The 16448-nt window shown below is 75.6% G+C and carries 3 protein-coding genes; all 3 read left to right on the forward strand.

Features of this window, described 5'->3' with window-relative positions; all coding sequences use genetic code 11:
• The first annotated feature begins 36 nt into the window (after positions 1–36).
• Genes AB0G08_RS26265 through AB0G08_RS26275 form a run of 3 tightly spaced genes read left to right on the forward strand, consistent with a single transcriptional unit; the run spans position 37 to position 16258 of the window.
• The gene (locus tag AB0G08_RS26265) at positions 37–14001 is read left to right on the forward strand and encodes an amino acid adenylation domain-containing protein (RefSeq protein WP_358092421.1); all 13965 of its coding nucleotides are present in this window, start codon (positions 37–39) and stop codon (positions 13999–14001) included.
• On the forward strand, positions 14001–14981 hold the full coding sequence (locus AB0G08_RS26270; protein ID WP_358092423.1) for an ornithine carbamoyltransferase: 981 nt from the start codon (positions 14001–14003) through the stop codon (positions 14979–14981). Before AB0G08_RS26265 ends, AB0G08_RS26270 begins: the two co-directional genes overlap by 1 nt.
• Positions 14978–16258, forward strand: a complete 1281-nt coding sequence (locus tag AB0G08_RS26275; RefSeq protein WP_358092425.1) for an MFS transporter — start codon at positions 14978–14980, stop codon at positions 16256–16258. The genes AB0G08_RS26270 and AB0G08_RS26275 overlap by 4 nt, the downstream gene beginning before the upstream one ends.
• Positions 16259–16448: the final 190 nt, after the last annotated feature.

Below are 16448 nucleotides of genomic sequence, written 5' to 3' on the forward strand. Positions count from 1 at the left end.
GGCAAGGTCGACCGGGCCGCCCTCTGGGACAACGCGGTGCCCGCACACCGGGCGTACGTCGCCCCGGCGACCGAGCTGGAGGCCCAGCTGGCCGGCATCTGGGGCCAGGTGCTCAACCTGGAGCGGGTCAGCACCCAGGACAGCTTCTTCGACCTCGGCGGCGACTCGCTGCGCGCGGTCGCCCTGGTCGGCGCGCTGCGGGCGGCCGGCTTCGGGGTGGCCGTCCGGGACGTCTTCCTGCACCGCACGGTCGCCGCCCTGGCCGGGCACCTCGGCGCCAAGGACGCCGCACCGGCGGCGCCGGCCTTCCAGGCCGTCGCGCCCTTCGCCCTGCTGACGGCCGCCGACCGGGCCGCCCTGCCCGCCGGGCTCGTGGACGCGTACCCGGCCGTGCAGGCGCAGGTCGGCATGGCCGTGGAGATCCAGAAGGACCCCGGCAAGTCGCTGTACCACATCGTCCGCTGCTTCCGCGTGCACAGTGGACGGCCGTTCTCGGCCGACGCGCTGCGGGCCGCCGTGCGGGACGTGGTCGGCAGGCACGAGACGCTGCGCACCTCGTTCGACCTCACCAGCTTCTCCGTGCCGATGCAGCTCGTGCACGCCGAGGCGCCGGTCGACGTGCGGGTCACGGAGCTGACCGGCGGGGACGTCGAGGCCCGGCTGCGGGCGTACGTCGACGCGGAGCGGGCGCGTCCCTTCGAGCTGGACCAGCCGGCGCCGCTGCTGCGGGTCGCCGCGCACCGCACCGACGAGCGGGGCTGGTGGCTCACCGTCGCCGTCAGCCACCTGGTCACCGGCGGCTGGGACCTGAACACCCTGCTGGTCGAGCTGATCGGCTGCTACGAGCGGCGCAGCGCCGGCATGGTGCCCGAGTCGCCGGAGCCGACCGCCGTCCGGTACGCCGACTTCGTCGCCGCCGAGCTGACGGCGCTGAAGGCCGGCGAGGACGAGGCGTACTGGCGGGGCGTCGTCGACGGGTACGCCGGCTTCACCCCGCCGGACGGTTGGGGCCGCACCGACGGTCCCCGGGAGAGCCTGCGCACCCGGGTCAGCTACCAGGACCTGGAGCCGAAGCTGCGCGCGCTCGCGTCGACCCTCGACGTGTCGCCCAAGTCGGTGCTGCACGCCGCGCACCTGAAGGTGATGAGCCAGCTCACCGACCAGGGCCGGTTCTACACCGGGCTGGTGTGCGACGCGCGGCCGGAGGTGCGGGGCGCGGAGCGGGTGCACGGGATGTACATCAACGTGCTGCCGTTCGCGTACGCGCGTGGTGCGGGCACGTGGCGGGAGCTGGTGCGGTCGGTGTTCGACCGCGAGGTGGAGCTGTGGCCGCACCGGCGGTACCCGTTGCCGGCGGTGCAGCGGATGGCCGGTGCCGGGTCCCGCCCGATCGACGTCGTCTTCGACTACACCGAGTTCCGCCGCGCCGGGGCCGTCGCCGACGAGTCCGTCGACTTCGAGGCCATCGCCGGGGAGGGCGGCACCGAGTTCGCCCTCCAGGTGACCGCCGCCGGCGGCTTCCTCGACCTGGTCGGCGACAGCCACGTCTTCGGTCCCGCCGCGCTGGCCCGGGTGGGGGCGATGTTCCGCCAGGTGCTGACGGCGATGGTCGCCGACCCCGAGGGCGACGCGGTCGCCGTCCGCCTGCCGTCGTCCGAGCGCGACGAGATCGAGGGCTGGTCGTCCGGCGGCACCGTCGAGGTCGGCGGGTACGCCCCGGCGGCGTTCGAGGCGCAGGCGGCGCGGCGGCCGGACGCCGTGGCCCTCACCTGCGACGGCACGCGGGTCAGCTACCGGGACCTCAACGCCCGGGCGAACCGGCTGGCGCACCACCTGCGTGAGCTGGGGGTGGAGCCGGAGGCCCTGGTCGGGGTGTGTGCGCACCGGTCGGTCGAGCAGGTCGTGGCGATGCTGGCGGTGCACAAGGCCGGCGGGGTGTACCTGCCGTTGGATCCGTCGTACCCGGCGGAGCGGTTGGCGTTCATGCTCAGCGACGCGGCGGCCCCGGTGCTGCTCACCACCGCCGAGCTGCGCGGCCAGCTCCCGGCGGCCGAGGCGGTCACCGTGCTGCTGGACGGCCCGGACGCCTGGGCCGGCCAGCCGGCCACCGACCCCGCGCCGCTCACCCACGCCGACAGCGGCTGCTACGTCATCTACACCTCCGGCTCGACCGGCCAGCCCAAGGGCGTCCTCGTGCCGCACCGGGCGATGGTCAACCGCTCCGCGTACGCCGGCCGGCGGATCAACCGCCTCGACGAGGGGGCGGTGCTGCTCCAGAAGACCGAGATCGGCTTCGACGTCTCCCCGGCCGAGGTCTACGCGGCCCTGTCGGCGGGCGCCCGGATCGTGGTGGCCCGCCCCGGCGGGCACCGCGACCCGGCGTACCTGCGGGAGCTGATCGTCCGCGAGGGCGTCACCGCCGTCGAGCTGGTGCCGAGCATGCTGTCGGCGCTGCTGGCCGAAGGGCTGGCGGGGTGCCGGTCGCTGCGGTCGGTGGCGGTGGGCGGCGAGGAGATCGCGGTCGACGTGGCGCGGGCGTTCCTGGCCGCGCTGCCGGGCTGCGAGCTGCACAACACGTACGGCCCAGCCGAGACCACCGTCGACGTCACCAGCTGGCTCTGCACCGCCGAGGCCCTGCGCGGGCTGACCCGGGTGCCGCTCGGCACCCCGTTCACCAACCTCACCGTCCGGGTGCTCGACGAGCACCTGCAACCGGTGCCGGTCGGGGTGCGCGGCGAGCTGTGCGTCGGCGGGCTCGGGCTGGCCCGGGGCTACCTCGGGGCGCCCGGTGCGACCGCGCAGCGGTTCGTGCCGGACCCGTACGGCCCGCCCGGGTCGCGGCTCTACCGCACCGGGGACGCGGCGGCGTGGCGGCCCGACGGGACCGTCGACTTCCTGGGCCGCATCGACTCGCAGGTCAAGCTGCACGGCGTACGCATCGAGCTGGGGGAGATCGAGACGGCCCTGCGGGCCTGCCCCGGGGTGACCGACGCGGTCGCCGCGGTCCGCGAGCAGGACGGCCGGCGCACCCTCGTCGGCTACCTCGTCACCGACGGCACAGCCGCCCCCACCCCGGGCGAGCTGCGGGAACGGCTGCTGGCCGAGCTGCCGGAGGCGATGGTGCCGGCCGCCTACGTCACGGTCGACGCCGTCCCCGTGGACCCGCACGGCAAGGTCGACCGGCGGCAACTGCCGGCGCCGGACGCGCGGTCCTACGCCCGGGGCCGCTACGAGCGGCCCAACGGCCCGGTGGAGTCGGCGATGGCCGGCGTCTGGTCGTGGGTGCTCGACCTCGACCGGGTCAGCGTCACCGAGAGCTTCTTCGACCTGGGCGGCGACTCGATGACGGCGGTGACCCTGGTCGGGTCGCTTCGCGCCGCCGGCCACGACGTCACGGTGCGGGACATCTTCGCGCACCGCACGATCCGCCGCCTGGTCACCGCCCTCGCCGAGGCCGACACCGCCAAGGAGGGGGCCTTTCGCCCCGTCGAGCCGTACGCGCTGATCAACGCCGCCGACCGGGCCAGGCTGCCCGGCGGGCTGGTCGACGCGTACCCGGCGACGCAGGCCCAGGTCGGCATGGCCGTGGAGATCCAGAAGGATCCCGGCAGGTCGCTGTACCACGTCGTGCAGTCGGTCCGGGTCGACGACGGCCGGCCGTTCGCGGCCGACGCGCTCCAGGCGACGGTCGACGCGCTGGTCTCCCGGCACGAGACGCTGCGCACCTCGGTCGACCTGACCGGCTACTCGGTGCCGATGCAGCTGGTGCGCGCGAGCACCGCCGTGCCGGTCGCCGTGCACCCGGCCGCCGCTCACTCCGAGCACCTGGCCGCCGAGCGGCGTACCCCCTTCGACCTGGAGTCGGACGCGCCGCTGCTGCGCGTCGCCGCGCACGCCGACGGCGCCGGGGCCTGGTGGCTGACCCTCGCGGTGAGCCACCTGGTCACCGGTGGCTGGGACCTCAACGCCCTGCTCGCCGAGCTGCTCGGCGAGTACGGGCGACGCAGCCGGGGCGAGGCGCCGACGCCGGTCGAACCCCCCGCCGTCCGGTACGCCGACCACGTCGCCGGCGAACTGGAGGCGCTGCGCTCGCCGGAGACCGTCGCGCACTGGCGGGCGGTGGTGACCGGCCGGCCGAAGCTCACCCTCCCGGACGCCTTCGGCGACCGCTCCGGCGCGGCAGCTGTCTGCCGGTACACCGTGGACGTCAACGACCTGGACGCGGCGGTCCGCCGCCTCGCCAGCGACACCGGCACCTCGGTCAAGGCGGTGCTGCACGCCGCGCACCTGACGGTGATGAGCCAGCTCACCAACGAGTCCGCCTTCTACACGGGCCTGGTGTGCGACGCGCGGCCGGAGGTGCGGGGCGCGGAGCGGGTGCACGGCATGTACATCAACGTGCTGCCGTTCGCGCACGCCCGCTCGGCGGGCACGTGGCGGGAGCTGGTGCGGTCGGTGTTCGACCGCGAGGTGGAGCTGTGGCCGCACCGGCGGTACCCGCTGCCGGCGGTGGCGCGGCTGGCCGGTGCCGGCTCCCGCCCGATCGACGTCGTCTTCGGCTACGTGGAGAGCCGGCAGGACGGCGGCGGGGGCACCGAGGCGACCGCCGCCGGCACCGACCTCGTCGAGGTCGGCGGGCCCGGGGCCACCGAGTTCGGCCTGTCGGTCGGGGCGGGCGGCGGGACCGTCCGCCTGGTCAGCGACAGCCGGACCGCCGACCCGGCCGCCCTGGTGCGGATCGGGGCGATGTTCCGCGAGGTGCTGACGGCGATGGTGACCGACCCGGACGGGGACGCGGCGGCGCCGCGCCTGCCGGCCGGGGAACGCGCCGAGCTCGCCCGATTCGCCCCGGGCCGCAGCGTCGAGGTCGGCGGGTACCTGCCGGCGGCGTTCGAGGCGCAGGCGGCGCGGCGGCCGGACGCGGTGGCGATCACGGCCGAGGGCGTGTCGTTCTCGTACGGGCAACTCAACGGCCGGGCGAACCGGCTGGCGCACCACCTGCGGGAGCTGGGGGTGGGGCCGGAGGTCCTGGTCGGGGTGTGCGCGCACCGGTCGGTCGAGCAGGTCGTGGCGATGCTGGCGGTGCACAAGGCCGGTGGGGTGTACCTGCCGTTGGATCCGTCGTACCCGGCGGAGCGGTTGGCGTTCATGCTCACCGACGCGGCGGCCCCGGTGCTGCTCACCACCGCCGAGCTGCGGGCGCAGCTGCCGCCGGTCGAGGCCACGGTGGTGCTGCTGGACGACCCGGACGCCTGGGCCGACCGGCCGCCGACCGACCCGGAGCCGCTCACCGACCCGGACAACGGCAGCGTCGTCATCTACACCTCGGGCTCCACCGGCCGCCCCAAGGGCTCGCTGCTGTCGCACCGGGCCCTGGTCAACCGCACCGGGCACGTCGGCGCGCAGGTCTACCGGCTGGACTCCGACGCCGTCGTGCTCCAGAAGACCGAGATCGGCTTCGACGTCTCCCCGGCCGAGGTCTACGCGGCCCTGTCGGCGGGCGCCCGGATCGTGGTGGCCCGCCCCGGCGGGCACCGCGACCCCGCGTACCTCTGCGAGCTGATGGCCCGCGAGGGCGTCACCACCGTTCACTTCGTGCCGTCGATGCTTCCGGCGCTGCTCGCCGAGGGGCTGTCCGGGTGCCGGTCGCTGCGGTCGGTGGCGGTGGGCGGCGAGGAGATCGCCGTCGACGTGGCGCGGGCGTTCCTGGCCGCGCTGCCCGGCTGCGAGCTGCACAACACGTACGGCCCGGCCGAGGCCACCGTCGACGTGAGCAGCTGGCGGTGCACCGCCGACGCCCTGGCCGGGCTGTCCCGGGTGCCGCTCGGCACGCCCCACCCGAACCTGCGGCTGTACGTCCTCGACGCGCGGCTCGAGCCCGTGCCGGTCGGCGTGCCCGGCGAGCTCTGCGTCGGCGGGGTCGGGCTGGCCCGGGGCTACCTGGGCCGGCCGGGGCTGACCGGCGAGAGGTTCGTGCCCGACCCGTACGGCCCGCCCGGGTCGCGGCTCTACCGCACCGGGGACGCGGCGGCGTGGCGACCGGACGGGAGCGTGGACTTCCTGGGCCGGCTCGACTCCCAGGTCAAGCTGCACGGCGTACGCATCGAGCTGGGGGAGATCGAGACGGCCCTGCGGGCCTGCCCCGGCGTGGCCGACGCCGTCGCCGCCGTCCGCGAGCAGGACGGCCGGCGCGTCCTCGTCGGGTACGTGCTGCCGGCCACCGGCGACGCACCGGCCCCGGCCCGCCTGCGGGAGCGGCTGCTGGCGGCGCTGCCGGAGGCGATGGTCCCGGCCGCCTACGTCACCGTCGACGCCGTCCCGAAGGACCCGAACGGCAAGGTCGACCGACGCCAGCTGCCGGCCCCCGACGCCGGCTCGTACGCCACCGGGGAGTACCAGGCCCCGGCCGGGGAGATCGAGGCGGAGATCGCCGGGATCTGGGCGCGGGTGCTCGGCGTGGCGCAGGTCGGCGCCACCGACAGCTTCTTCGACCTGGGCGGCGACTCGATGCTCGCGGTCACCCTGGTCGGCACGCTGCGCGCCGCCGGCCACCGCACCAGCGTGCGGGACGTCTTCGCGCACCGCACCGTCCGCCGGCTGGCCGCCGCGCTGGGCGACGCCGACACCGACGAGTTCCGCCCGGTCGCGCCGTACGCGCTGATCGGCGCCGCCGACCGGGCCAGGCTGCCCGGCGGCCTGGTCGACGCCTACCCGGCGTCGCGCACCCAGCTCGGCATGCTGGTGGAGTCGGCCGTCAGCGGCGACCGCGCGGTCTACCACAGCGTCCTGGCCCACCAGGTCCGCGACGGGCGGCCGTTCGACGCCGAGGCGCTGCGCGGCGCGGTCCGCGCCGTGGTCGCCCGGCACGAGATCCTGCGCACGTCGTTCGACCTGGTCGACTACTCGGTGCCGATGCAGCTCGTGCACGCCGTTGCCGAGCCCGACGTGCGCGTCGAGGACGGCCGGGGCGTCCCGGCCCAGCGGCACGCCGCGCTCTTCGCGGAGTTCGTCGCCGCCGAGCGGGCCCGCCCGTTCGACGTCTCCACCGCGCCGCTGGTGCGCGTCACGGCGCACCTGGACAGCGACGAGAGCTGGTGGTTCACCTTCACCATCAGCCACGTCGTCACCGAGGGCTGGAGCAGCGCGCGGCTGGTCACCGAGGTGCTCGACGCGTACGCCGAACTGGTCGACGGCCGCGCCCCGCGGCCGGTCGAGTCGCCGGCCGTGCGCTACGCCGACTTCATCGCCGCCGAGCTCGCCGCGCTGGAGTCGACCGCCGACCGGGAGCACTGGCGGTCGGTCTGGGACGGGCGCGCCCCGTTCACCCTGCCCACCGGCTGGGGCGAGCCGGACGCGCCGGACGCCACGGTCGACGCCACGGTCGACTTCACCGACCTGGACGAGGCGCTGCGCGCCCTGGCCCGCGACACCGACGTGTCGGTGAAGGCGGTGCTGCACGCCGCGCACCTGAAGGTGCTCAGCCAGCTCACCGGCGAGCCGGGCTTCCACGCCGGCCTCGTCTGCGACGCCCGGCCCGAGGTGCTCGGCGCCGACCGGGTGCAGGGCATGTACCTCAACACGGTGCCGTTCCCGTACGACCGGTCCGCCCGCAGCTGGCGGGACCTCGTCGCCGCGGTGTTCGACCGGGAGGTCGCGCTCTGGCCGCACCGGCGCTTCCCGCTGGCCGAGATGCAGCGCGAGGCCGGCCACCGGCTGCTGCACGTCCTGTTCAACTACCAGGACTTCACCCGCGCGACACAGGGCGGCGACGGCTCCGGCCCGGTGGTCACCGGCAACGCCGGCGAGGGCGCCACCGAGTTCGACCTCTCCTGCTTCGCCCAGCGGGGCCGCTACGCGCTCTCCGCGCGGGCGGGGCTGGTCAGCCGGGCCAACCTGGACCGGATCGCCGGCATGTACCGGGCGGTGCTGGAGGCGATGGTCGCCGACCCCGACGGCGACTGCCAGGCGGTCTGCGTGCCCGGGGGCGAGCGCGACCGGCTGCTCGGCGTCACCGACCCGGGCGCGGACGAGCCGGTCACCGGCACCGTGGTCGAGCTGTTCCAGGCCCAGCTGGCCCGCGATCCGCAGGCCGTGGCGGTGGTGGCCGGCGCCGTCGAGCTGACGTACGCCCAGGTCGATGCGGCCGCCAACCGGCTGGCGCACCACCTGCGGGCGGCCGGCGCCGGCCGGGAGACCGTCGTCGGGGTCTGCCTCGACCGGGACGCGGACCTGGTGCCCGCGCTGCTCGGCGTGCTCAAGGCGGGGGCGGCGTACCTGCCGCTGGACCCGGCCCAGCCCGCCGAGCGGATCGGCTACATGCTGGCCGACGCCGGGGCGCGGACCGTGGTGACCACCTGCGCGCAGGCGGAGCTGCTCGCCGGCTTCGACGGGCGGCGGGTGCTGCTGGACGCCGGCGACCTGGCCGGGCAGCCGGAGACCGATCCGGGCATCGCCCGCGACCCGGACGACCTGGTCTACGTCATCTACACCTCCGGTTCGACCGGCCGGCCCAAGGGCGTCTGCGTGAGCGACGCCAACGTGCTGCGCCTGCTCGACGCCGCGCAGGAGCACTACGCGGTGGACGAGACCGACGTGTGGGCGCTGTTCCACTCGTACGCCTTCGACGTCTCCGTCTGGGAGCTGTGGGGGGCGCTGCTGCACGGCAGCCGGCTGGTGCTGGTGCCCCGCGAGGTGGCCCGGGTGCCGCAGGACCTGCTGGACCTGCTGGTGACGCAGCGGGTCACCATGCTGGCGCAGACCCCGACGGCGCTGCGTGGGCTCGTCCGGCTCGCCGCCGAGGACGCCCCCGGGATCCGGGACCTGTCGCTGCGCGCGGTGGTGGTCGCGGGGGAGAAGCTCGACTTCGCCGACCTCGCGCCGTGGGCCGCCCGCCTCGGGCTGGCCCGGGTGGCGCTGGTCAACATGTACGGGATCACCGAGACCACCGTCTACTCCACCTACCACCGGATCACCCGGGCCGACCTCGCGCCCGGGGTGGGCAGCCGGATCGGCCGGCCGCTGTCCGGGGTGCGGATGTACGTGCTCGACCGGTACGGCCACCCGGCGCCCATCGGGGTGCCCGGCGAGGTGTACCTGGCCGGGCACGGGGTGGCCCGGGGCTACCTCGACCAGCCCGAGCTGACCGCGCGGCGCTTCCTGCCCGACCCGTACGGCCCGCCCGGCAGCCGGATGTACCGCACCGGCGACCTGGCCACCCGGCTGCCCGACGGCAGCGTGGAGTTCCTCGGCCGCCTCGACGACCAGGTGAAGCTGCGGGGCTACCGGATCGAGCCGGGCGAGGTCGAGGCGGCGCTGACCGCGCTGCCCGGTGTCGCGGAGGCGGTCGTCGTGCTCCGGGCGGACGACCCGGCCGATCCCCGGCTGACCGCGTACCTGGTGGCCGGCGGCGAGCCTCTGCCGGAGGTCGGGTCGCTGCGCGCCGGGCTGGCGCGCAGCCTGCCGGAGTACATGGTCCCGTCGGCGTTCGTGGTGCTGGACGAGCTGCCGCGCAACAACAGCGGCAAGCTGGACCGGCGGGCGCTGCCCGCGCCCACCGGCGCGACGCTGCCGGGGCGGGACTTCGTCGCCGCGGCGGGGCCGCTGGAGGAGCGGGTGGCCGCCGTCTGGGCCGACGTGCTGGGCCTGCCGGCGGTGAGCGTCGCCGACGGCTTCTTCGACCTCGGCGGGCACTCCATCACGGCGCTGGTGCTGGCCGGCACGATGCGCGCGGCCGGGCTGGACGTGACGGTCGCGGACATCTTCCGGCACCCGACGGTCCGGGCGCTCAGCGAGGTGCTGGCGAGCCGGGACGCCCCGGCGCCGGTCGACCGCCCCGTCGAGCCCTTCGAGCTGGTCGCCCCCGCCGACCTGCCGCTGCTGCCGGCCGGCCTGGACGACGCGTACCCGCTGTCGCGGGTGCAGCTGGGCATGCTGCTGGAGATGCTGGCGGACAACGGCCAGAACCACTACCACAACGTCGTCTCGTTCCTGATCCCCGACGACGAGCCGTTCGACCTGGCGACGCTGCGGGCCGCCGTCGACGAGGCGGTGGCCCGGCACGACGTGCTGCGCACCTCGGTGGACACCACCGGCTACTCGGTGCCCATGCAGCTGGTGCACCGCGCGGTGGACGTCCCGGTCGGCATCCGCGACCTGCGCGGGCAGGCCGAGGCGGACCGGACGGCCCTGGTGCGCCGGCTCGTCGGCGAGGAGTACCAGGAGCTGTTCGACGTCGAGCGGGCGCCGCTGCTGCGGTTCACGGTGTGCCTGGAGACCGACCGGAGCTGGCGGCTGGTGCTCACCATCTGCCACGTGATCATCGAGGGCTGGAGCCTGCACGCCCTGGTGATGGAGATCCTGGACCGCTACCGCGCGCGGCGGGCGGGCGCGGAGCCCGACGTCGCCGCCCCGCCCGGGGTGCGGTTCGCCGACTTCGTCGCCGGCGAGCTGCGCGCCCTGGCCTCGGAGACCGACCGGCGCTACTGGCAGGACGTGGTCCAGCGGCACCCGAGGTTCCTGCTCCCCGCCGCGTGGGCGCCGCCCGCGCCGGCCGCGCTCCAGCCGTACACCGAGGTGGTGTCCTACGCGGACCTGGAGCCGCGGCTGCGGGCCCTGGCCTCGGCGGCCCGGGTGTCGCTCAAGGCGGTGCTGCACGCCGCGCACCTGAAGGTGCTCAGCCAGCTCACCGACGAGCCGACCTTCTACAGCGGGTTGGTCTGCAACACCCGGCCCGACGTGGTGGGCAGCGAGCGGGTCTACGCCATGTCGCTGAACACCCTGCCGTTCCCGCACGACCGGCAGGCGACCAGCTGGCGGGAATTCATCCAGCGGGTGCACGCCCGCGAGGCCGACCTGTGGCCGCACCGGCGCTACCCGGCGCCGGCCATCCGCACCCCCGGCCGCGGGGCCCGCCTCACCGACGTCTACTTCAGCTACCTCGACTTCACCGAGGTGGCCGGCGGGCGCACCGCGCCCGTGGAGCGGATCGGCGCGAGCACCTCGGAGTTCGCGCTCGCCGTCGCCGCGGGCGCCGGCCGGCTCGAACTGAGCACCGACAACCACGCCATGGGCCGGACCGACGCCGCGCGGCTGGCCGGCATGTACCGGCTGGTGCTGGAGGCCATGGTGGCCGACCCCGACGGCGACCCCCGGGCGGCGTACCTGCCCGCCGGGGAGCGGCACGACGTGCTGGTGGGCTGGAACTCCTCGGCCGCGCCGGGCTGCGCCGACCTCGTCCCGGACCGGGTGGCGGCGCGGGCCGCCGCGACCCCGCACGCGGAGGCCGTCGACGGTACGACCTACGCCGAGCTGGACGCGGCGGCCAACCGGATCGGCCACCACCTGCGCGGGGTGGGGATCGGCCCGGAGCGGGTCGTGGGGGTGCTGCTGGACCGGGGCGTCGACCTCGTCGCCGCCCTGCTCGGCGTCTGGCGGGCCGGCGGCGCGTACCTGCCGATCGACCCGGGGCACCCGGCCGAGCGGGTCGCCGCGATGCTCGCCGACGCGGGGGCGACGGTGGTGGTCACCTCGACCGGCCACGCCGACCGGTTCACCGGCGTGGAGCTGGTGCTGCTCGACCGCGACGCCGGGCGGATCGCCGCGCTGCCCGCCGACCCGCCGGCCGGCCGGCCCGACCCGGACCACCTCGCGTACGTCATCTTCACCTCCGGCTCGACCGGCCGGCCGAACGGGGTGCAGATCAGCCACCGCGGCCTCGCCAACTATCTGGGCTGGGCGGCCGAGGAACTCATCTCCGACCGCACCGGCGGCGCGGCGCTCTTCTCGTCGGTCGCGTACGACATGGTGGTCACCAGCATCTGGGCGCCGCTGGTCACCGGGCAGCGGCTGTGGCTGCTGCCGCCCGACGCCGGCCTGGACGAGCTGGGCCCGCGGCTGGCCGACGCCGGCCCGTTCAGCTTCGTCAAGCTGACCCCCGGCCACCTCGACCTGCTGACCCGCCAGCTCGGCGCGGACCGGGCCGCCGCCCTGACCCCGCTGCTGGTGCTGGGCGGCGAGGCGCTGACCCGGCAGGTCTGCGACCGCTGGCACGCGCTCGCGCCGGACACCGTGCTGCTCAACGAGTACGGGCCGACGGAGGCGACCGTGGCGGTCAGCCGTTACCCGGTCACCGGGCCGCTGCCGGCCGACGTCGCGCCGATCGGCCGGCCGCTGGGCGGGATGCGGACCTACGTCCTCGACGCCGACCTGCAACCGGTGCCGGTGGGCGTGGTCGGCCACGTCCACCTCGGCGGTCCCGGTCTCGCCCGGGGCTACGCCGGCCGGCCGGCCCTGACCGCCGACCGGTTCGTGCCCGATCCGTTCGACGCGGACGGCGGACGGCTGTACCGGACCGGTGACCTGGGACGATGGCTGCCCGACGGGCAGCTGGACCTGCTCGGCCGGGTCGACGACCAGGTGAAGATCCGTGGCCACCGGGTGGAGCCCGGCGAGGTCAGGGCGGTGCTGGTCGCCCATCCGGGCGTGCGGGACGCGGTGGTGACCGTCGAGTCGACGGGCCCGGGCGGGCCCCGGCTGGTGGCCTACCACGTCGGCGACGCGCCGGACCTGGCCGAGCACTGCGCCCGGTGGCTGCCGAGCCAACTGGTGCCGAGCGTCTTCGTCCCGGTGCCCGCCATCCCGCTCAACGCCAACGGCAAGGTCGACCGTCGGGCGCTGCCCCCGGTGGGCCTGGCCGGGGCGGCCGGCCACGTCCCGCCCCGCCCGGGACTGGAGCAGTCGATCGCCGACATCTGGGCCCGGGTCCTCCAGGTCGACCGGGTCGGCCGGCACGACCGGTTCTTCGCCCTGGGCGGGCACTCGCTGCTGGTCGTACCGGTGGTCACGGCGGCCCGGCAGGCCGGTGTCCCGCTGACGCTGCGGGCGGCGATGCTCGACCGGACCCTGGCCGAGCTGGCCGCCTCGCTCACCCCGACCCGGGCGGCGGCGTCCGCCGGCCCGGCGGCACGGGCCGGCGTGGCGCGCACCGCCGCGGTGCTGCCGCCCGTCGAGCCGCTGCTCGCCGCCCACCGGGTGCCCGGCGCGTCGCTGGCCCTGCTCGCGGACGGCGAGCTGGTGGAGGTCCGCACCGCCGGGCACCGCACGGCCGGCGGCGACGCGCCGGTGACCCCGGCGACCATCTTCCAGGTCGGCTCGGTCAGCAAGCTGGTCGCCGCGGTGGGCGCGCTCGTCCTCGTCGGGCGGGGCCAGCTCCACCTCGACACGGACGTCAACGCGTACCTGAAGGGCTGGCAGCTGCCCACCGACCGGCCGGTGAGCCTGCGGCAGCTGCTCTGCCACGTCGCCGGGCTGACCCCGACGGGCAGCACCGGGCACCCGCGTGGCGGCCCCGTGCCGACCCTGTCGGACGTGCTGCACGGCCGGGGCGTGCCCACCGGCCCGGTCCGGGCGCTCGACGCGCCCGACCCGGTCGCGGTGGAGCGCAACAGCCACTTCGTGGTGGTGCAGCAGCTCATGGAGGACGTCACCGCGACGCCCTTCGCCGACCTGATGGCCGAGCTGGTCTTCGACCCGGCGGGAATGACCGGCAGCAGCTTCGACCAGCGCTTCCCGGAGACGTCCGGCCGGCCGGTGGCCGTCGGGCACGACGAGCGGGGCGAGCCGCTGCCGGGTGGCTGGCAGGTGCGGACGGACCCGGCGGCGGCCGGTCTCTGGACCACCGCCACCGACCTGGCGCAGCTCGTCAGGGAGATCCACCTCGCGCACCAGGGCGGCGCGGCCCTGCTGAGCCAGGAGCTGGCGGTGGCGCAACTGACCGCCGGACCGGGCGGCGTCTTCGGGCTCGGCTGCATGGTCGACCGCATCGAGGGGCCCGCCGGAGCGCGGGTGGAGTTCACCCACCGCGGCCGGGTCCCCGGCTACCGCGCGCTCACCGCCGGCCGGGTGCCCGACGGGTCCGGGCTGGTGCTGCTGACCAACGGCGACGCGGGCCACGAGGTCGTGTCGCGGCTGGCGTCCGACACCGCACTGACGGAGGAAATGTGATGACGACCGTACCGGGCATCGCCACGGTCACCGACCCACCGACCCGGCAGGTGCGGCACCTCGTGTCGATCCGCGACCTGACCGACGACGACCTCTACTCGATCGTGGCGCGGGGGGCGAGGTTCGCCGCCGGCGAGTCCGCCAGCTCGCTGGCCGAGCGGGTGGTCGGCACCTACTTCGTGAAGACGTCGACCCGGACCCGGACCGCGTTCACCGTCGCCGCGCTGCGGCTCGGCGCGAAGACCATCCAGTACGGGCCGGACGACCTCCAGGTCAACACCGGCGAGTCCAGCGCGGACACCGGCCGGGTGCTGTCGGGCATGCTCGACGTGCTGGTGGCGCGGACCGCCGCCGACCCGGAGGAGATGCGCGACTGGTCGCGGCAGCACCGGATGGCCGTGATCAACGCGATGAGCGCCGAGGAGCACCCGACGCAGGCGCTGGCCGACCTGACCACCCTGCTGCGCCGCTTCGGCCGGATCGAGCACCTGCGGCTGCTCTACCTGGGCGAGGCCAACAACACCGCGACGGCACTGGCCCTGGCGCTGACCCGCTTCCCCGGCGTCGAGCTGGAGCTGCGCACCCCGGCGGGGTACGGGCTGCCGGCCGGCATCGCGGCGGTCGCGCGGGCGCAGGCGCAGCGCTGCGGCGCCCAGCTCGTCGAGCGGCACCACATGGACGACCTGCCGGGTGACCTGGATGCCATCTACACCACCCGCTGGCAGACCACCGGCACCAGCAAGCCCGACCCCGACTGGCGGGTGCGCTTCGCCCCGTTCCAGGTGGACCGGGAGCTGTGGCGGCGCAGCCCGCACGCGGTCTTCATGCACGACCTGCCGGCGCACCGGGGGGAGGAGGTGACCGCCGAGGTCCTCGACGGGCCGGCCAGCATCGCCTTCCAGCAGGCGGAGAACAAGCTCTACAGCGCGATGGCCGTGCTCGACTGGTGCCGGACCGCCCCCGCCGGGTCCGCGTCGTGAGCGCGGTCGGGCGCCCGGCGGCCACGTCCCGGCAGCCGGGCCGCCTGACCGGCAACCGTGACTTCCTGCTGCTCTGGGTCGGCTCCGGGGTCTCCGCGTTGGGCTCCCGGGCCACCTCGATCAGCTACACCCTGCTGGTCTTCTGGTCCACCGGATCGGCCACGGCGGCCAGCCTGGTCACCTTCGCCGCGCTGCTGCCCAACCTGGTCACCCAGCTGCCGGCCGGCGCGCTGGTCGACCGCTGGGACCGGCGCCGCACGATGGTCCTCTGCAACGCCGGGCGGATCGTCGCGATCGGCAGCGTCGCGGTCGCGGTCGCCCGCGACGCGGTGTGGCTGCCGCACCTGATGGCCGTCGCGTTCGTGGAGGCCAGCCTGGGCATCTGCTACGCCCTGGCCGAGCGCGCCGCGGTGTTCAACGTGGTGCCGGCCGACCGGTACGGCGCCGCGACGGCGGCCAACGAGTCACGGGCCAACGCGGCCAGCATCCTCGGCCAGCCGGCCGGCACCCTGCTGTACGCGCTGACCCGCTGGGCGCCGTTCGGCTTCGCCGTGCTGATGCACGTGGTCTCGCTGGTCACCCTGCTCTTCGTCCGGCGGGACCTGCAGGCGCCGAAGGCGCGGGCGGACGAGCCCGGCGGGCTGCTGGCCCGGATGCGGGAGGGCTTCGCCTTCGTCTGGGGCCAGCTCTACCTGCGCCGCGCCCTCGGCCTCTTCGCGGCGAGCAACATCCTGTTCCAGGTGCTCGGGCTCGGGCTGGTGGTGATCGTCAAGGCCCGGGGCGGGTCGCCACCCACGGTCGGCATGCTGCTGGTGGTGAACAGCGTGCTCGGCATGGCCGGCGCGATGACCAGCAACTTCTACCTGCGTCGCTGGGGGATCCGCCGGATCATCATGGGGGTCAACATCGCCTGGGCGGTGCTGATGCCGCTGATCGGGCTGGCCCCGGGCCTCGTCGTGCTCGGCGCGATCTTCGCGTTGATCCACTATGGCGCCGGCATCAGCAACGTGGCCGGGATGCTCTACGTGCTCCGGTCCGCGCCCGACCACCTGCGCGGGCGGGCCGGCTCGATCGTCATGCTGCTCAGCTCGGGAGCCAACTCGCTCGGGGCGCTCTTCGCCGGCTTCCTGCTCGACTCGACGGACGTCACCACGGCCATGCTGATCGTGGGCGGGGCGATGGGGGTGATCGCGGTGCTCGCGGTGCTCGGCTTCGGCGGTCGCGCCGCCGCCGAGTCGGAGCGCGCGCAGACCGAACGCGCCGAGGCCGAGGGGTAGCACGCGGAGGCCGAGCAGGCCGAGGCCGAGCAGGCCGGGTCGGGGCGCGCGGAGGCCGAGGGGGAGCCGGTGGTGGGGAAGGCGCGCACCGGGTGAGCCGTACGGGCCCGACGGCCGGCGATATCGACGAAATATAGCGGCGCCACGGACCCTGCAACGGATCGCACAGCCTCAGACGGTGAGGAGCCCC

Source organism: Micromonospora sp. NPDC023644 (assembly GCF_040640115.1).
In the GTDB taxonomy this organism is placed as follows: domain Bacteria; phylum Actinomycetota; class Actinomycetes; order Mycobacteriales; family Micromonosporaceae; genus Micromonospora.